General features: G+C 61.8%; 17 protein-coding genes and 2 riboswitches. Of the genes, 7 read left to right on the top strand and 10 right to left on the bottom strand.

Features of this window, described 5'->3' with window-relative positions:
- Positions 1-135: 135 nt before the first annotated feature.
- A riboswitch (cobalamin riboswitch) is annotated at positions 136-337 on the bottom strand.
- A gap of 116 nt (positions 338-453) precedes the next feature.
- The 6 genes from FEZ60_RS06375 to FEZ60_RS06350 all read right to left on the bottom strand — a co-directional run bounded on the left by FEZ60_RS06375 (position 454) and on the right by FEZ60_RS06350 (position 5536).
- The gene (locus FEZ60_RS06375) at positions 454-885 is read right to left on the bottom strand and encodes a helix-turn-helix transcriptional regulator (RefSeq protein WP_045068905.1); all 432 of its coding nucleotides are present in this window, start codon (positions 883-885) and stop codon (positions 454-456) included.
- A 216-nt stretch (positions 886-1101) separates the two neighbouring features.
- A complete protein-coding gene (locus FEZ60_RS06370; protein WP_033234027.1) occupies positions 1102-1710 on the bottom strand; it encodes a response regulator transcription factor in 609 nt (202 codons plus the stop codon).
- Positions 1707-2795 (bottom strand): histidine kinase, encoded by a 1089-nt coding sequence (locus tag FEZ60_RS06365; RefSeq protein ID WP_045069770.1) that lies wholly within the window; start codon positions 2793-2795, stop codon positions 1707-1709. Before FEZ60_RS06365 ends, FEZ60_RS06370 begins: the two co-directional genes overlap by 4 nt.
- A 36-nt stretch (positions 2796-2831) precedes the next feature.
- Entirely contained in the window at positions 2832-3605 is a 774-nt protein-coding gene (locus FEZ60_RS06360; protein ID WP_092806503.1) for an ABC transporter permease, read from the bottom strand.
- Complete coding sequence (locus FEZ60_RS06355; protein ID WP_045068910.1) at positions 3605-4543, bottom strand: ABC transporter ATP-binding protein; 939 nt, start codon at positions 4541-4543, stop codon at positions 3605-3607. Before FEZ60_RS06355 ends, FEZ60_RS06360 begins: the two co-directional genes overlap by 1 nt.
- A 45-nt stretch (positions 4544-4588) precedes the next feature.
- Positions 4589-5536: an EamA family transporter gene (locus FEZ60_RS06350; RefSeq protein ID WP_033234031.1), complete on the bottom strand. Its 948-nt coding sequence runs from the start codon at positions 5534-5536 to the stop codon at positions 4589-4591.
- 68 nt (positions 5537-5604) lie between these two features.
- Here FEZ60_RS06350 and FEZ60_RS06345 point away from each other — a divergent pair, with 68 nt between their 5' ends.
- Both FEZ60_RS06345 and FEZ60_RS06340 read left to right on the top strand, forming a co-directional pair.
- Positions 5605-6150 carry a CGNR zinc finger domain-containing protein gene (locus tag FEZ60_RS06345; protein WP_045068912.1) on the top strand — a complete coding sequence of 182 codons (546 nt, stop codon included), beginning with the start codon at positions 5605-5607 and terminating at the stop codon, positions 6148-6150.
- 47 nt (positions 6151-6197) lie between these two features.
- The gene (locus FEZ60_RS06340; protein ID WP_045068914.1) at positions 6198-7286 is read left to right on the top strand and encodes an FAD-dependent oxidoreductase; all 1089 of its coding nucleotides are present in this window, start codon (positions 6198-6200) and stop codon (positions 7284-7286) included.
- A gap of 190 nt (positions 7287-7476) precedes the next feature.
- On the opposite strand, the gene FEZ60_RS06335 is transcribed toward FEZ60_RS06340, so the two are convergent.
- Positions 7477-8094: an XRE family transcriptional regulator gene (locus tag FEZ60_RS06335; RefSeq protein ID WP_033234034.1), complete on the bottom strand. Its 618-nt coding sequence runs from the start codon at positions 8092-8094 to the stop codon at positions 7477-7479.
- Between the two features lie 105 nt (positions 8095-8199).
- On the opposite strand from FEZ60_RS06335, the gene FEZ60_RS06330 reads away from it, so the two are divergent.
- The 5 genes from FEZ60_RS06330 (at position 8200) to FEZ60_RS06310 (ending at position 13895) form a co-directional block, all read left to right on the top strand.
- Positions 8200-9642, top strand: coding sequence for a cytosine permease (locus tag FEZ60_RS06330; RefSeq protein WP_045068916.1), 1443 nt, complete (start codon positions 8200-8202; stop codon positions 9640-9642).
- Complete coding sequence (locus FEZ60_RS06325; protein WP_033234036.1) at positions 9639-10601, top strand: 2-oxoglutarate and iron-dependent oxygenase domain-containing protein; 963 nt, start codon at positions 9639-9641, stop codon at positions 10599-10601. The genes FEZ60_RS06330 and FEZ60_RS06325 overlap by 4 nt, the downstream gene beginning before the upstream one ends.
- A gap of 41 nt (positions 10602-10642) precedes the next feature.
- Positions 10643-11695 carry a 2-oxoglutarate and iron-dependent oxygenase domain-containing protein gene (locus FEZ60_RS06320; protein ID WP_033234037.1) on the top strand — a complete coding sequence of 351 codons (1053 nt, stop codon included), beginning with the start codon at positions 10643-10645 and terminating at the stop codon, positions 11693-11695.
- On the top strand, positions 11692-12675 hold the full coding sequence (locus FEZ60_RS06315) for a hypothetical protein (protein ID WP_045068918.1): 984 nt from the start codon (positions 11692-11694) through the stop codon (positions 12673-12675). Before FEZ60_RS06320 ends, FEZ60_RS06315 begins: the two co-directional genes overlap by 4 nt.
- Before the next feature lie 104 nt (positions 12676-12779).
- Positions 12780-13895, top strand: a complete 1116-nt coding sequence (locus FEZ60_RS06310) for a DNA alkylation repair protein (RefSeq protein WP_045068920.1) — start codon at positions 12780-12782, stop codon at positions 13893-13895.
- Here FEZ60_RS06310 and FEZ60_RS06305 read toward each other — a convergent pair.
- From FEZ60_RS06305 to FEZ60_RS06295, 3 genes are read right to left on the bottom strand one after another with little or no spacing between them, the layout of a single operon-like run.
- Complete coding sequence (locus tag FEZ60_RS06305) at positions 13843-14640, bottom strand: ABC transporter ATP-binding protein (protein ID WP_033234040.1); 798 nt, start codon at positions 14638-14640, stop codon at positions 13843-13845. The two genes, FEZ60_RS06310 and FEZ60_RS06305, sit on opposite strands and share 53 nt — an antisense overlap.
- Complete coding sequence (locus FEZ60_RS06300) at positions 14637-15677, bottom strand: iron chelate uptake ABC transporter family permease subunit (RefSeq protein ID WP_172935753.1); 1041 nt, start codon at positions 15675-15677, stop codon at positions 14637-14639. The genes FEZ60_RS06305 and FEZ60_RS06300 overlap by 4 nt, the downstream gene beginning before the upstream one ends.
- Positions 15674-16711, bottom strand: a complete 1038-nt coding sequence (locus FEZ60_RS06295; RefSeq protein ID WP_172935978.1) for an ABC transporter substrate-binding protein — start codon at positions 16709-16711, stop codon at positions 15674-15676. Before FEZ60_RS06295 ends, FEZ60_RS06300 begins: the two co-directional genes overlap by 4 nt.
- Positions 16712-16762: 51 nt before the next feature.
- A riboswitch (cobalamin riboswitch) is annotated at positions 16763-16899 on the bottom strand.
- Positions 16900-16909: the final 10 nt, after the last annotated feature.

Raw genomic sequence — 16909 nt, 5'->3', positions numbered from 1 at the left:
GGAGTTTCTCCAGATTGCCATTGCACTGATGGCCACTGCCGGCAGACGGGTACACCTCATGAGGCCGCGATCAAACATGCGACCACTTCTCGAGATCTACGCGCCCATTCCACGAGGCGGTGGACCGTCGGGCACGGCGTGCCCGACACAGTCGGCAGGTCTTCGGACTCGCGGGCTCTCGATCGTGGTGATCGAACCTACTGGCCGTCGCTTCCCAGGCAAGATGCCCAGTGCATGTAGACGGCGGTCGTTCCTGCTTACCGCTGCGGGACAGTCCCGGATTTTCACCGGGTTCCCTCTCGCTCCGTCAGCCTGGGCTGACGGAGCTTCGACGCCAGGAACGGTCTTCGGGGCTCCTCATGACCGCGCCGGGCGAACCAGCTGCGTTGCCCAGCATAGGGCCACGAGCGTCGGAGCAGGAAAAGGAGTGCCTGTATGCCTTCTGTCGACGGGCTAGGCGCGCCACGAGTACGAGTTGGAGTCGGGAGGGACGCGGGGAAGATTTTCCGATGATCGGAGATTTTCTGCCATTTCGACAAGCAGGGCCTGTGATGCCGGAGAAAGGTCGACGACCCGGGACGTGAGATTGCGTAGGCGATCATTGTGAAGCTGTGCGAGCAGAATATGGTCGGAATCGCCGCTTGCAAGAAATGGCACTTCTTGGTCGGGGTTGAAAAAATAGTCCGGAGTCACTTCGAAGAATCGGGCGAGGGCGGAGACAACTTCGGGTGAGGGATTGGTTCGGACACCCGTGCGGAGTTGCGACAAGTAGGGAGTCGAGATGCGACAACCGTCTTCGGTCATGCTGCGCACAACCATGGCGTTGGTGACGTGATTGGGGGCGGACTCGAACAGCGCATTCAATCGTTGGCTGAATCTCGCCATGAGCCTTCCCCCTGTGTTGTCCGCTCAACCATCTGATAACTGGTAGGTAACCAAAGGTGGGTCGGTACTCCGCTACTTGGTTCCGCAACGTGTTGCTGTGGAACCAGGTAACAGGATACGTGAAGATTTGGGTCAGAACTGCAGGCGGGAGAGGGATTGGCATTAATTGCGACGGAATTGCCGGATACGGGACTCTATGTGGGGACCCTGCTCTTCTTATAACCAACCGTTGGATTCGGCGATTCGGGCAGATTCTCCGCGTGTTGCACCACCGGTCTTCCCCATCGCGGACGACAGGTGATTGCGAACGGTGCCGGCTGACAGGAATAGCTCGGCGGCGATAGCTGCAACGGGTGCGCCGGCCTTCGCGGCGCGCAGTACTTCGGTTTCGCGGTCGGTCAGCGGAGATTCGCCGCTGACAAGGCTGTCTGCCGCCAACGTGGGATCTACGACGCGCAACCCCGCATGAACGCGTCGTACCGCGTCGGCGAGTTGCCGCGCCGGGGTGTCCTTGACGACAAAACCGGTGGCCCCGGCGTGCATTGCCTTGCGAAGAAATCCTGGCCGCCCGAAGGTTGTCACGATCAGCACGCGTGTCTGTGGGAGCGCTTCCAGCAACGCCGACGTGGCAGCGATCCCGTCCATCCCCGGCATCTCCACGTCCAGTAGCGCAACGTCGGGGCGGTGTTCCATAGCTGCCGCAACAACCTCGTCGCCTCGACCAACTTCCGCGACCACGGTCAGATCGGTTTCGAGATCGAGGAGCGCCGCCAGGGCGCCGCGAACCAATGCCTGGTCGTCGGCGAGTAGTAGCCGAATGCTCACGTGTTCTCCTGTTCATGGACCTGCAGTGAAAAGCCCTGGTGCGCGGCGCTGTTGATGGTCAGGCGGGCTCCCGCCGCTGCGGCGCGTTCACGCAGTCCGGTCAACCCGTTGCCGATCGTCGTATTCTCACCGGAGATCCCGTCGTCGACAATTTCGACGCTCTTCTCGTCGATGGTGATGGTGCATTGTGTTGCGGCGCTGTGACGTACGACGTTGGTGACACCTTCCCGAACTGTCCAGGCAAACAACTCCCGCAAGTGTCGCGGGACCATTTCGGTACTGTTCGGGGAATGATCTTCGATGCCGGCGGCACGGAGAGCCTCCCGGGCACGGGCGATCTCGACGGGAAGTGAGATGGTTCGAAAGCCGTCCACGGCCGAGCGCACATCAGCCAAAGCGTCTCGGGAAAGCCGTTCGAGATCGTCGAGTTCACTGCGAGCTCGCTCGACGTCGACGTCCAACAATCGGTTGGCCAGTTCGGCTTTGACGGTGATGACGGTGAGCGAATGTCCGAGGATGTCATGGAGATCGCGCGCCATTCGAGCGCGTTCTTCCATGACGGCACGCAGTTCCTGTTCTTCTCGTTCGTGGACCATCGCAATATTGCGTCTGATGAGGGACATGACGCCCCACGTGGCAAACGCGGCGGCGCACACTCCGAGTGACAGGCCCGAATAGTTTCCCCATCCGGCGCTGACACTGACGATTTCCACCGAAGCGGCAATGGCCAAGGTGAGAATGCCGCCGGCCACGGTCGGAAGCATTGTGACGGCCGTGACCGCGAGGTAGGGCGCAGTTGCGAGACCGGTCGGCCCGACACTGACGATGATCACAGCAGCGAGTGCAGTCAGACCGGCCAACGTGAGTACCGCGCGGCGAACTGTCGGTTCCCCGCTGAGGGTGAGACGGCGCTGCTGTACCCGGGCAAAGGTGTAGAGGTAGAGAGCGCCGAAGGTAAGCGTCGCAAGAATCCCTGCCCAGCCGCGTAATTCGTCGCGAAGGTTCCATCCCTCGATGAGGGGACCACCGAGAAAAATCATCCACACGGCGGCAAACAGAATGCCGAAACGATTCCGTCGCGGCATCGCGGCGGAATCGATTGGGCGAGTGGTCTCCGACAACTACACACGCTCCGTATCTTGTTGGAACCGCCAGATCGCTCCGGCAGCGAAGACGGCGAACCACACCAGAATATTGACGATCCACGTCCAGTGGACGCTATTGCCGGTCAGCGGCGCGTGCGCCAGCGCGTTGATGCCGAACATCGGAGTGAATTGAGCGATGGTCGCCCACACCGAACCATCCTGGAGCGGAACAAACAGACCGCCGCCGAATGCCAGCAGTGCGAGCCCGGGACCGAGCAGTTGCATGACGTTCTCACTCGGCAGCAGGTATCCCATGAACAGGCCGAAGGCCGCGAAGATCGACGATCCGAGCCAAGCGATCAATGCCGTTGTGAACCACAATGATCCGTCCATCTGAGCAGAGGTGAACGAGCCGACAACATAGACAACGAGGATCGACGCGAGACCGAGCAGCATGGCCATGATCAATTTGACGGCGATGTAGGCGACCGGAGTCAACGGTGTCAGCCGAAGTTGCCTGCTCCACCCGGATGCTCGCTCGATCGACACCATCGCGCCGCCGCTGGTGGTTGCGAGCATCGCGCCGTACAACGCCATGCTGATCATGATGTACGCCGCGACGTTGCCGTGCCCGATGTCATGAGCGTCGTCGCTTTGCCCCAACCCGAAGACCAGGTAGAAGACCACCGGCATGACAAGTGTGAAGAGCATCGTGCGCCGATTACGGGTCAGGCGACGCAGTTCCAAACGCAGCAAGGTCGTGTTGAACCCGCCCAGTGGTACGACGGTTCGTTCTGTTGCAGTGGTCATCACTTCTGTCCTTCGGAGTTGTTCGACGTGAGTGCGATGAAGGCGTCTTCGAGTCCGCGCGAGACGATTTCGAGATCGCGGGCCGCTGTGTTGTTCAGGAGGAACCGTGCGACGGCGTCGGTGTTGCCTGAGTGCACCGTCAGTGCCTCGCCGCGCAGTTCGACGGCATCCGAGTGCGGGATCGCGCGTAGAAGTTCGTCGGTCAGGCCAGGAACCCGCGCGTGCAGGGTTCGTCCGGACGCCATGGCTTTGACCTCGGCGGTGGTTCCGTCGGCCACGATAGTTCCTTGCCGGACCAGAATGATGCGGTCGGCGTAGACGTCTGCTTCTTCGAGGTAGTGCGTCGCAAACAGAACGGTGCGTCCTTGATCCGCGTCGGCTCGGATGGCCGACCAGAAGTCCCGGCGCCCTTCGACATCCATGCCGGTGGTCGGTTCGTCGAGGATGAGAAGTCTCGGGTCCGACAGGAGGGCCATCGCAAATCTCAGGCGCTGCTGTTGCCCGCCGGAGCACTTGCTGACGAGTCGGCCGGCGATGTCGAGGATTCCGGCGCGGCGCAGGACTTCGTCGACGGGGCGAGGGTGTGCGTACAGACTCGCCGTCAGTTGCACCGTCTCGGCAACTGTCAGTTCTTTGAGTAGTCCGCCGCTCTGCATGACCGCGGAGACCAGTCCGCGGGCTATCGCTGCGCGCGGCGCCATCCCGAAGACGCTCACGTCACCGGATGTCGGCTTCGACAGGCCGAGAATCAAGTCGATGGTGGTGGTTTTTCCGGCGCCGTTCGGGCCGAGAAACGCCACTATTTCACCGGGGCGAATACTCAGGTCGATGCCGTTGACTGCGCCCACATCGCCGAAGCGCTTGTGAAGTCCGGTCAATCGAATGGCGTCGTGTGCTCGTCCGTCAACGGGTGGATGCAGTGCCTGTGCTGAGGTCATACCTCGAATCTGCCGGTTTTCGGCAGGGGAGCCCTCGTCGATCCGTCATTCTTCGGCCATGACATTTGTCATTGGTTTGGCAGTCGCGGGTTTCGGTGGCTGCTGGCCGAGGCGGGCGAGTACCAGGCCGACGATAATCGCTGCGCCGCCGATGCCTTGGATGACGGTGATGGATTCGCCGACAAGTATCCAGGCTGCGATCACTGCGCACAGGACCTCGGTGAGGGCTACGAGCGACCCGATTGTGGGTCCCAACAACGTGATCGCGGCGATGCCGGTGAGATAGGCGATGACGGTACTGACGACGACCAGAATCACTATCGGCAGCCACACTCCCACAGAATGGCCTGCCACGACGGTGTTCGACGACGAGAATGCAAGGGGGAGTGCGCCGATCACTCCGAGTAGTCCGATGAGCACTGCGCTGACAGTCAGCCCGGACGCTGCGAGCACAACAGGGTGCAGATCGCCGTCGGCCCGTTCGGAAATTACGAAATACACTGCGAGACAGGCAGCTGCTGCCAGTCCCCAAGCGACGCCGACGGCACTGATCTCTGCCGAGCCGAAGACATCGATGACCACGGCCGCGCCTACCAGGGCGATCGCTGCTCCCAGAAGTGTCTGCACGCTCGGCCGTGCGCCCTTGGTGATCCACACCCATCCGATGACGATGATGGGGGCCAGGTACTCGAGAAGAAGCGCAACGCCGACCGAAAGATGTTGCACCGCATTGAAGAAACACAACTGCACTCCGGATATTGCGAACACTCCGTACAGTAATACCGTTCGCGTGTGGGCCGTCACTTGCCGCATACGACGCCACTGGGTTCCCAGTGCAATCACCATCATCACGAGTGCGCCGCCGGCAACGCGCGCGAACACCGCGCCTCCCGGCGACCAACCGGATTCGATGAGAGATTTGGCGAAGGGGCCGGAGACGCCGAAGGTCGCAGCGGACAGTAGAGCGAAGATCAAGCCGTTGCGAGAGTTCACGTCGTCACCCGTCAGGAGTAAAAGCGATTACGATGATGACACTAGGTTGACAATGCTCAGGAGTCAAAGTGAATTTTGCTGATGACACGGAATCGGCGCTCGTCTTCGCTGCGTCGTTGGTGAACACTGCTCGAGGAGGCGGCGAACTTCTGCCTGATCAGGAAGAACTGACTCGATTTCTCGATACGGACAAGTGGACCGGGCGACGCGACGGCACGCAGAGCGAACTCGATGCGGTGCGGACGCTACGTCCACGTCTGCGACAGTTCTGGGAAGTGACCGAAGTAGACGACGCCGTCGCGGTGGTGAACACGCTGCTGGCCGAATCGGGAGCGCAGCCGAGACTCGCCCGGCACGACGATCTCGGGTGGCATCTGCACGTCACGGCGGACGATGCGCCCCTCGTCGATCGGATGGCCGCCGAAGCGGCGATGGGTGTGCTCGATCTGATCCGCACTGGGGAGTTCTCGCGTCTGCAGTGGTGTACCGCTCCTGATTGTGACGCAGTATTCGTGGATCTGTCGCGCAATCGCTCGAAGCGATACTGCGACACCGGAAACTGTGGGAACAGGGCTAATGTCGCGGCATATCGTGCGCGAAAATCCGTTGGCTGACAGGTATATCCGGACAACCGTGCTAATCGAATCTGAAGGGATCGACGATGCATACAGCGGGAATTATCGGAGGCGGTATCGGAGGCTTGGCAACGGCGCTGGCGCTTGCGAATGCGGGCTGGTCGGTCACGGTGTTCGAGCAAACGCCGGTTCTTGCCGAGGTTGGCGCCGGAATCACGTTGTGGCCGAACGCACTTGCCGCACTCGATCACCTTGGAGTGGGCGATGAGATCCGGAGCAGAGCCGCCCCAGGTTGGGTGGGCGGAATACGCAATCGCCAGGGTCGGTGGTTGATGCGGACGAGTGAGGAGAGATTCCGTGCGCTGCACGGCAGTTTTGTCGCCATGCACCGCGGCGATCTGGTCGATGTTCTCCGCACAGCGCTTCCGGAACCGGTGACCTTACGGCTCGGCGGTGCAGTCACAGGGATCGATGTGGGTGGAGCGATTCGTTGTGGTGATCGCCTCGAAGAGTTCGATCTGATCGTCGGCGCCGACGGAATCGACAGCCTGACGCGGCGAACGATGTTCCCTGAGTATCCGGTGCCGCAGTCGCTGGGGGTTCGCGCGTGGAGGTGGATCGTTGATGACTTCGGCAGTGTTGACGTGGGTGGGATCCTCGGCGCAGGAGGAGAATTCGGCATCGTTCCGCTGGGGAACGGGCGGTTGTACGTCTTTGCTGCAGCACGGCTGTCCAAGGGCGCCCCGGACCCGTCGTTGGATGATTTTCTTCACTGGCCGTCACCTGTCCCCGAGCTCATCTCTGCAGTTGTGCCGGAGCGGATTCTTCGCCACGACATCAGAGATCTTCCAGCGCTACCGTCCTTTGTTCGAGACAGCGTTGTGCTCGTGGGTGATGCCGCGCACGCGATGGGGCCGCATCTCGGTCAGGGTGCATGCCAGGCTCTCGAGGATGCTGTCGCGCTCAGTGCTCATGCTCATGACTTGGCGACCTACGACTATCTGCGCACCAAGAGAACGCATCGCCTTCAAAAGCGTTCGCGTCAATCCGCCCGAACAATCCTCACTCGCGGCGTCGGCGCTACGCTCGCTCGCGACCTGGTACTGCGAGCTCTTCCCACCGAGGTGTTTCTTCGCGGTCTGGGATCGAACTTCAGCACTCGACACATGATGTAAAACACCATTGTCGGACCCCAGCTGTGCCCTTTGCTCATGCCGCAGCTGATGAACTGCCCGGATCCTGCGTGGTCGCAGACGGGGCTTTGTGCGGTGACGGATCGTCCCCGTAGGTGTACTCCGTGTTGGTTTGGCCGTTCGCCTTCTGGATGGTCAGTGGCTTGGCGAATTCTCGTGTCCGGACCGGCAATTAACCACCAAAGCGTTGTTGAGTGCCCGGCGCAACGGCGTGGTTGAGGATGAGAAGTGCATGTGCGGGCTTTTTGTCGACGAGTAACCAGCGATGCCGAAGGTCGGCGTCATGCCGTATGAAGTCGCCCGCCTCGAGCTGCCACGAACCTTCGCCTTCGACCTCCACTTCAAGGCTTCCGCTGATCAGGTAGACCGCCGCGAGCCCGCTCGACTGGAACCATTCAGAGATGTGAACCTCGGGTTCGAGTCTGTACTCGGTAACTTCCAAACTCGTGTTGCGGTCGAACAACAACGCGTGGCCGATGGCCGCATCGGGCCTGCTCGACACCGGCACGGGGCTACCGCTTCCGGCGCGGACGATCGCTACTCGGCTCGGTGAGCCCAAGGGGCTGGGCATGAGCTCTCCGGGGGCGACGTTAAGGACTGTGGCAAGACGGTAGATCGTGACCATCGAGGGCATGCTCAACCCGCGCTCCACATGGCTCAGGAACGGTTGGCTGATGCCGGCGCTAGAGGCCAGTGCCCTCATCGAGAGCCCCGCGGCCTCTCGCCGAGTCCGCACCGCGGCACCGATCGCCACAGCCAACTCGGTCTCATCGTCGGTGGTCTGCGTCATTAACAACTCCGTAACACCCAGTATAGCTGCAGGAAATACTCATGGCCCATTTTGATAGTTGTCAGCTATCGCTTCGTCACTTCCACTTCAGTATGGAGTCTAAAGATGTCCGTTCACTCCACCGATCAACCCGTTAGTAGTGAGTCTCCATCGGAAGCCGGATCTTCGCGATTCACGATCGAGCAACGAGGCATCGACCATGTGCCGGCGAGTGAACGCCATGGCTCGGTGCGATCGGTGGCGCTGATGTGGAGCGGCGCGATGATGAACGTCACCGGCATCGTCTTCGGCGCCCTCCTCGTATTACTCGGTCTGAACCTCTGGCAAGCAGTCGCAGCGGTTCTGATCGGTAACGCGACATGGATCATCACCGGTTTGTGTTCGCTGCCCGGGCCGGCTGCCGGCACCACCACGTTCGCCGCGAGCCGCGCTCCCTTCGGGCGCAACGGAAATCGACCGATTGCATTCTGCAACTGGATAATGCAGATCGGTTACGAGTCACTCGATCTGGTGTTGATGTTTCTGGCTACGTCGGTTCTCCTCGGTCAGGCCGGGATCGATTTGGGCACTCCGCTCGAGGTCGTCGTCATCTTGGGCTTGGCGGTTACGCAGAGCATTCTGCCTATCTTCGGCCTGTCGGTGATCATGAAGGCGATTCGAATCCTGTTGATCCCGTTCACTGTGCTGTTCGCGGTGCTGGTTGTGCTCGTGTTCGACTCCGTGGATGTCCAGACGGGCACGGCCTCCGGTGGCACCGCCTTGTTCTTCGCCGGTGTCGCGGTGGCGGCGTCAGGAAGCGGTCTGGGATGGACACCGAACGCCGCCGACTATGCCCGATATCTGCCCGAGTCAACCAGTCGCGTTCGCCTGGTGGTGGGCACCGCGATCGGAGGCGCTCTGCCGCAAACCCTGCTGATGCTGCTGGGTGCGGCCGTCGCCACTGCAGTCCCAGACGCCGTCGATCCCATCAGCGGACTACCGTCGGCTCTGCCGTCGTGGTTCCTGACTCCCTATCTTCTTGTGGTCCTGCTACAGCTCACCGCGCTCAATGCGATCAACCTCTATTCCTCGGGAATGACACTGCAGGCGATGGGTATTCGAATCAGTCGTTGGCAAGCCGTCGTCGTCGATGCCGTTGTCTGCGCGATCGTCGCGATCGTCGTGACGTTCTCCGGCGACTTCAACACATTGCTTGGGAACTTCCTGCTCTTCATGATCGTCTGGTTCGCACCGTGGGCGGCGATCATGGTCGTCGACTATTTCCTGCGCTCGGGCCGGTACGACATAGCGTCACTATCCGATGACGGCGGCCGGTATCGCCGGGTTCTCGGCTTCAATCCGGCCGGCGTCACTGCCCAGGTCGCCGGCATGATCGCGGCATTGCTCTGCATCAACACCACGGTCTTCACCGGCCCCATCTCCAAGGCATTCGACGGCGCCGACCTCAGTGTGCCAGCCGGCCTGGTGGTCGGGGCGCTGACCTACTGGGCGCTGGCACGCACATCAACCCGTAACGAGAGCACAGTCACCGAAAGGCTCAGCGCATGAACACCATTCCCCTCGTCGATCTCGAACAGTGGCGCACCGGATCCTCCTTGCAGCGTGCGAAGCTGAGCGAACGTGTCGACCAGGCCCTGCAAGGGTCCGGATTCCTGTTGATCTCGGGCCATGGAATCGATCCTGAACTCCGCGCGCAGATTCGGGCCGCCGGATCGGCGTTCTTCACCAGCGGCCCGGCGACCAAACATCGATACCGGACCCACGTCGGTGGGCGGGGGTGGATCCCCTCGGGTGCCGAAGCCAACGCTTTCGTCGAAGAGACTCCGGGTCCAGCCGACCTCAAGGAGACCTACACGAACGGCTGGGACGACTACTCCACCGGTGACCCCGTGGTCGATAACGAATGGTTCGCGCCCAATGTCTGGCCGACCGAAGTGCCGGAGTTCGAGCGGCTGTGTGCGACGTACACCGAGCAGATGCGTTCCCTGGCAGCAGAATTGCTGACCGTCTTCGCTTCGGCACTGAATCTCGATCCCGACTGGTTCACCTCTCGGACCGACCGCGCACCACATTCGTTCAACCTCAATCGATACCCGGCGATGGCCGAGACCGGGATTGCAATCGACGGCCAATACCGGATCGCGCCGCATACCGATTTCGGGGTCATCACCATACTCGACCGTCAAGCAGGCTACGGCGGGCTCCAGGTCGATACCGGTGACGGCAGCTGGGTGAATGCACCGTTCGTCGATGATGCCTTCACCATCAACATCGGTGATCTGATGGCTCGTTGGACGGGCGATCGGTGGCGCTCGACCAGGCACCGGGTATTGCCTCCGTCCGCGCACGACCCCAACGAGGAGTTGATCTCGTTGATCTTCTTCTTCGAAGCCAATCACGATGCGGTGATCGAGTCTTTCGGTCCGCCGATCGGACGAGCGCACGCCTACCAGCCCGTCACGACTGCGGACTACCTTCGCGCCCGGTATTCCGCGATCACCATCTGACGAACGCCCAGACCACCCAACACGCGAGGACGACATCCATCATGGCATTTGCCCGCAACGCCGGAACCGACTTCCAGGTCCCGATCATCGATATCTCGACGTTCACAGGCGGGGCGGATATCGATCGGCAATCAATCGCCCGCCAGGTCGATCTGGCTGCATCCACCGTCGGATTCATGCAGGTGGTCGGGCATGGCATCCAACCGAAAGTGCTCGATCGGTTCACCGCGGCCACCGACGAATTCTTCGCGTTGCCGGAGTCCACCAAACGCAAATACTCCACACCGCCGCACATCAACCGCGGGTACACCCCACCGAGAGCCGAGGCGTTGGCAAACTCTCTCGGGATCATCACCGCCGCAGATCTTTTCGAGGCGTTCAACATCGGCGTCGACCCTGCCGACCACGCCTCACCGGACCTCGATCCCGTCGACTACGCGCCCACCATCTTCCCCAGCGAGACAACCGACTTCGAATCTGCCGTTACCGCTTGGTTCGGCGAGGCCCGACGCGTGGCGCACACCATGGCCGACATCTTCGCCCTGGCTCTGCATCTACCGATCGACTACTTTCGGCAGTTCACCACGCACTCTCTGGATGTACTGCGTATCAACAACTATCAACTGCCCCACCCCGACGTCACCTTGGAGTCCGAGCAGATGGGCATGGGAGCGCACACCGACTACGGTATCGTGACGGTCTTGTGGGCAGATCAGGTGCCAGGACTGGAAATACTTGACAGTCAGCGGGTTTGGCACCCCGTACAGCCCGCCGACGGGGCACTGTTGGTCAACCTGGGCGATGCGCTGGCCCGCTGGACCAACGATCGCTGGATCTCCACCATGCACCGGGTAGCGCCGCCACGCGTCGACGGCCGGCTCGTGCCGCGACGCTCGGCGGCCTTCTTCCACGACGGCAACCCCGAGACGGTCATCGCGTGCCTGCCGGGTTGCACCGGTCCCGGCAATCCACCGCGATATGAGCCGGTGACGGTCAAAGAGCACATAACCGCCAAGCTCCGCGGGTCCCGGGGGCGGGAACCGAATCCCCATGCGATCCGGGAGGCCGCTCGCCTCACTGGCAGTACATCATGAGTAGCACATTCACCGTTGCCACCCTTCCGAAGATCGAATTGCACTGTCACCTCGAAGCCGCCCTGCCGATCAGCCTCGTCTACCTTCTTGCGCAGCGGAACTCACTGAACCACTTGCTTGCGCCGGCGCTGGGTGCCTACCAGAGCGTCGCCGACATCGACGACTACCTGAAGGGCTACGACGCCACCGCCCATCTCCTGCGCACAGCAGGCGACTTTGCCGAAGCCGTCGACACGTACTTGCATTCGGTGGCTCAGCAGGCCGTCCGATACGTCGAAATCTTCTGGAGCCCCATGGTCCATCTCGACGACGCGGTGCCCTACCGCACCCAACTCGCCGGCATCATCGACGGCATCGAACACTCCACCTCCGGCGTCAACTGTCGCCTGATCCCGGCCATCGACCGCTCCCGCTCACCCGCCGAAGCCGCCCAAGTGGTCGATTACATCATTGAGTGCAACAACGACCTCGTGGTCGGAGTCGGCCTGGACTACGATGAAACCCTGGGCCCCGCAGATACTTTCATCGAGCCATTCGCTCGCATACGACGCGCAGGACTACGCGCCACAAGTCATGCCGGCGAAACCGCCGGGTCCGACAGCATCCTGGACAGCATCGACCTGCTTGGCTGCAGCCGCATCGACCACGGATACGCAATACTGAGCAACGACGACGACCTACAGCGATGCCTCGATGCCGGTGTCACTTTCACCGTCAGCACTCGCGCGGCCGAACTCTTGAAGACCTGGGGTCTCGAGGTCGCGGGCGCTCCAGCAGACATGTGGCGCCGTGGACTCCGCATCTCACCGGCCACCGACGCGCCCGCACACTTCGGAACAACACTCACCTCCGAGCACTCCATGCTCGAGGCCGCCGGATTGACGGTCGCCGACCTTCACGACATCCAGTTGGCATCGGTCGCCGGTACCTTCCTTGACGAGACCGACCGCCGTACCCTGACTGCCGAACTCAGGACCTGATCCGAGTACGTCGACACGGGACCGTCTGTAACTGGACCGATGCGCACAGCACTAACCGGCGCCGACGCTACGGTCGTGTCGGACCCCGGTTGTACCCTTCGCGCATGCCCACCGCTGATGAACTGCTCGGAGCCTCCGTAGTCGCCGATCTTGCCCTGTGCCTTGAACAAGCGTCGGGACGCACGCGATTGGCCGCTGTTCGCGAGAGCTCATCCGGCTTTGACGGCCTCAGTCTCGGTGAGCGCACTCGTGTGGTGCGAGACGCGATGATGTCCGACCTAGCCGAGGAGTTTCCGCGCTTTGCCGAGGTAATCCGGCTGGCGTTGCGCGACGAGGCCTTTGCGGGCTGGATGATCTGGCCGGTCACGGAAGCTGTTGCAGTGATCGCCACGCGCAGTGGCCGAAATACAGATTTCGACGACGGTATGGCGCTACTCGCCGAACTGACCTCGCGTCTGACGAGCGAATTTGCGATCCGGACCTTTCTCGACGCGAATCCCGCGCGAGCGCTGGAGATCGCTCTCGGATGGACCGATCACCAGGACGAGCATGTTCGACGCCTCGCCAGTGAGGGCACCCGGATGCGTCTGCCCTGGGGTAGGCGGGTGAAGGCGTTGACGGAGCACCCGGAGTCCACGGTCTCGATTCTCGACGCGCTGTACCGCGACGACTCGGAATACGTGCGGAGATCTGTCGCCAATCATCTCAACGACCTCAGTCGCGCGGACGCTGCAATGGCGGTATCGATCGCCAAGCGTTGGCTCGGTGATCCCGACGCGGCTACGCCCAAAGTGGTTCGCCATGCACTGCGCAGCCTGGTGAAAGCCGGCGACGTCGATGCGTTGGCTCTGCTGGGCTTTGCGGCACCCACGGATATCGTGATCTCGGACTTTGTGATCGATCGCGACGCTGTCGATCTGGGCGGAGACATCGCATTCGGTTTTGCGGTGAGTAACAACGGCGGTGAGTCCGTGACTGTGGCAATCGACTACATAGTCCATCACGTCAAGGCCAACGGACTCACCAGTCCGAAGGTGTTCAAGCTGACCACGCGCTCTCTCGAGCCCGGTGCCAGCGCGAAGGTAGCCAAGCGGCATTCCTTCAAGCCGATCAGCACGCGGCGGTATTACGCCGGTACTCATTCCGTCGAGTTACAGATCAACGGAGTTACACAGGGTCTGAGATCTTTTCAGCTCCAAGTCGCTGCGGACGATAACTGACCGAGGGATAGCCGTCGTCGGGGTCGATCGTGACTTTTGCCCGGACTCGGTAGACCTGTTCGACCAGTTCCTCGGTCAGCACTTCGGTCGGTGTACCAGACGCAACCACCCGTCCGCGTTCGAGCACCACAAGACGGTCGCAGAACATCGCCGCCACGTTGAGGTCATGCAGCGCAATGTAACTGGTCACCGGAAGCGTCGACACCAGTGACAGGATGTCGAGTTGGTGTGAGATGTCGAGGTGGTTGGTCGGCTCGTCGAGCAGCAGCACGTCCGGTTGCTGAGCCAGTGCGCGGGCGATCTGCGCGCGTTGGCGTTCCCCGCCGGACAGCGTGTGCCACAAGCGTCGTCGCATCGACGTCATGCCGGTATCGGCGAGTGCCTGGTCTATTGCGTCGTCGTCGGCTTCCTCGCCGGAACCGAACAGTGTGCGGTGTGGAATGCGGCCGAGCCTCACGACGTCGAGCACGCTGATGTCGACCTCGGTGTGGGCGTGCTGATCGACCACCGCGATCTTCCGGGCAACGGTGCGTCGGCGAACGTTGCTGATGCTGGTGCCGCCCAGCGTGACATCGCCCGAGTCAGGAGACGTGACTCCAGCCAGGATGCTGATGAGTGAGGACTTCCCGGACCCGTTGGGGCCGAGGATCCCGATGGTGTCACCCGGTTGCGCGGCGACGCTCACCCGATCGAGGATCAGGTTCTTTCCGCGGTGCCACACGATGTCGTGTGCTGCGAGGCTCATGCGCTTCTCCTCATGCGGAACAGGATGACCGCAAATGCGGGGACGCCGATCAAGGCCGTCACAACACCGACCGGAATCTCCTGGGGCGCAAACGCAGTACGCGCGATGGCATCCACCCACACCATGAAAATCGCACCGATCAGCGCCGTGGCAGGGAGTAAACGGCTGTGTCTCGAACCGACCAGAAACCGGGCCGCATGCGGAAGCACCAGTCCCACAAAACCTATCGCCCCGGCAGCGCTGACCAATGCGGCCGTGATCAGCGCGGTGATGGTGAGAAGGAGCAGCCGAACGCGCTGCACCGGGATTCCGAGCGTCGCGGCGGCGTTGTTGCCGAAAGTGAAGGCGTCCAACGCCGGTGCCTGGGCGAGACACACAAGGATTCCGGCGGCTACCACTGCGCCACACAGAACTACGTCCGTCCAGCCGGCACCGGCCAACGAACCGAGAAGCCAGAACAAGACGCCTCGGGTCTGCTCGGCGTCGGCGGAGGAAATGACGATGAACGACGTGAGTGCCGAGAACAATTGTGTGCCTGCAACACCTGCCAAGACCACGCGGGACGTGCCACCGCCTGCGCCCGCAGCAAGCAGCATCACCAGGCCGAACGAGACGACGGCCCCGGCAAATGCACCGGCGGACAGCGAGATAACGCCGCCGCCGATGCCGAGCACCGCGATCATCACCGCACCGGTCGAAGCCCCGGACGAAATTCCGAGAACAAAAGGATCGGCCAGTGGATTACGGAGCAGCGACTGCATGATGACGCCGCACAATGCGAGCCCAGCACCGCACACTGCAGCCAAGAGTGTTCGGGGAAGCCGCAATTCCCAGACTATGCCGTCCTTGATTCGGCTGACGCCGGACGATCCGACACCCCAATGCTCGAGCACTACGGCGTAGACGTCGCGAACCGACAGATTAGCCGGGCCGATCGTGATCGCCAGCGCAACCGAGAACGCGAGCACGGCCAGACCGATCACGAACAGCAATCCCAGCGTTGACCGGGATTCGAGACGCGCAGTGCGCGTGCTCAATTGGCCAAGCCCCAGTCACGCAGCGCGGTAGCGGTCTTCTCGACACCGTCGATCGTGCGGATCGAGGGGTTGAGATCGGCGCCGTTCACAACGATGTACTTCTTGTCCTGCACAGCTTGCAGACGGGAGGTGACAGGGTTGGATTCGAGGAAGGCGATCTTGCTGGCCAGAGCGTCACCGTCGATACTGCGCCGGCTCAGGTCCGCGAGCACCAAGGCCGTTGGGTTGCGATCGAGGATGGTTTCCCAACTGACCTGGGGCCATTCGTCCGTCGTATCGGCAAAGATGTTCTCCGCGCCAACAGATTCCGTGATAATTCCGGACGAGCCACAGCAACCAGCCATGTACGGAGTCATGGTGTCGGCAAACCAGAATGCGAGTGAGACCCCGGACGCGTCGACGGAATCGGACGCTTTCGCGAATCGATCCTGTAGTTCGGCGACAAACTGTTCGCCTCGATCACGCACGTCGAAAATTGCTGCCAAGTCCCGGATTTCCTGGTAGACAGTCTCGATCTTCAACGGTTCGGTGCGAGCGCCGTCCGCATTCGACGCCGAGGACACCTTGCCGTCGCAGCCGTTGTCGGTGGGCGAGAGGTACGTCGGCACGCCGAGCGCGGCGAACTGATCTCGGCTCGCGACGCCGCCCTCGGCAATCGTGGAGGCAAACGAGGCCGACACGAAATCGGGCTCCGTGTCGAGGACAACCTCGAACGACGGTTTGTTGTCGGCAAGGCGCGGGACTCGATTGTTGTCGGCTACGAGGTTCTCGCGAACGGGATCGGTCCACGTCGCGGTGCCGACCATGCGGTCTGCGAGACCGAGGGACAGCAGAATCTCGGTGGAGCCTTGGTTGAGGGAAACCGCACGTGTCGGTGGTGCGTCGATCGTGACTTGTCGACCACAATTGTCGATGGTCAGGGGGTAGTTGGACGAGCTGGCGTCACTCGCGGTGACGGAGTCGTCGGAGGCGCCGCAGCCGGCCAGACCAAACGCGAGAGCCGAGGTGGCAACAACTGCTGATGTGAAGCGCATAAAACGCATGAAGAGGGAACTCCTTGCTCAGGGCTCGATCGCGGAGCCGAGAATTCGCCGTGCTCGATCAGCGAGTATCCGGACTTCGATCCCTCGAGAAGGTTCGTCACCGTTGCGCGTCAGCCCTGGACTTGCACCAGGTTCCCTCGCCGATCGTGGCCGCACGAACGGCCACGTCAACCATAACGAGGTGCTGGT

It is taken from the genome of Rhodococcus sp. MS16 (assembly GCF_013277795.1).
Lineage (GTDB): Bacteria > Actinomycetota > Actinomycetes > Mycobacteriales > Mycobacteriaceae > Rhodococcus_F > Rhodococcus_F globerula.
The sequence above is the reverse complement of the archived record's forward strand: the minus strand, read 5'-3'. Positions and strand labels throughout refer to the sequence as shown.

What these genes read in the sequence shown, in the direction of transcription:
- FEZ60_RS06375 (WP_045068905.1), bottom strand. Translation starts at nt 885, where the DNA reads ATGGCGAGATTCAGCCAACGATTGAATGCGCTGTTCGAGTCCGCCCCC.
- FEZ60_RS06315 (WP_045068918.1), top strand. Translation starts at nt 11,692, where the DNA reads ATGAGTAGCACATTCACCGTTGCCACCCTTCCGAAGATCGAATTGCAC.
- FEZ60_RS06335 (WP_033234034.1), bottom strand. Translation starts at nt 8,094, where the DNA reads ATGACGCAGACCACCGACGATGAGACCGAGTTGGCTGTGGCGATCGGT.
- FEZ60_RS06360 (WP_092806503.1), bottom strand. Translation starts at nt 3,605, where the DNA reads ATGACCACTGCAACAGAACGAACCGTCGTACCACTGGGCGGGTTCAAC.
- FEZ60_RS06295 (WP_172935978.1), bottom strand. Translation starts at nt 16,711, where the DNA reads ATGCGCTTCACATCAGCAGTTGTTGCCACCTCGGCTCTCGCGTTTGGT.
- FEZ60_RS06325 (WP_033234036.1), top strand. Translation starts at nt 9,639, where the DNA reads ATGAACACCATTCCCCTCGTCGATCTCGAACAGTGGCGCACCGGATCC.
- FEZ60_RS06355 (WP_045068910.1), bottom strand. Translation starts at nt 4,543, where the DNA reads ATGACCTCAGCACAGGCACTGCATCCACCCGTTGACGGACGAGCACAC.
- FEZ60_RS06340 (WP_045068914.1), top strand. Translation starts at nt 6,198, where the DNA reads ATGCATACAGCGGGAATTATCGGAGGCGGTATCGGAGGCTTGGCAACG.
- FEZ60_RS06365 (WP_045069770.1), bottom strand. Translation starts at nt 2,795, where the DNA reads ATGCCGCGACGGAATCGTTTCGGCATTCTGTTTGCCGCCGTGTGGATG.
- FEZ60_RS06330 (WP_045068916.1), top strand. Translation starts at nt 8,200, where the DNA reads ATGTCCGTTCACTCCACCGATCAACCCGTTAGTAGTGAGTCTCCATCG.
- FEZ60_RS06310 (WP_045068920.1), top strand. Translation starts at nt 12,780, where the DNA reads ATGCCCACCGCTGATGAACTGCTCGGAGCCTCCGTAGTCGCCGATCTT.
- FEZ60_RS06320 (WP_033234037.1), top strand. Translation starts at nt 10,643, where the DNA reads ATGGCATTTGCCCGCAACGCCGGAACCGACTTCCAGGTCCCGATCATC.
- FEZ60_RS06305 (WP_033234040.1), bottom strand. Translation starts at nt 14,640, where the DNA reads ATGAGCCTCGCAGCACACGACATCGTGTGGCACCGCGGAAAGAACCTG.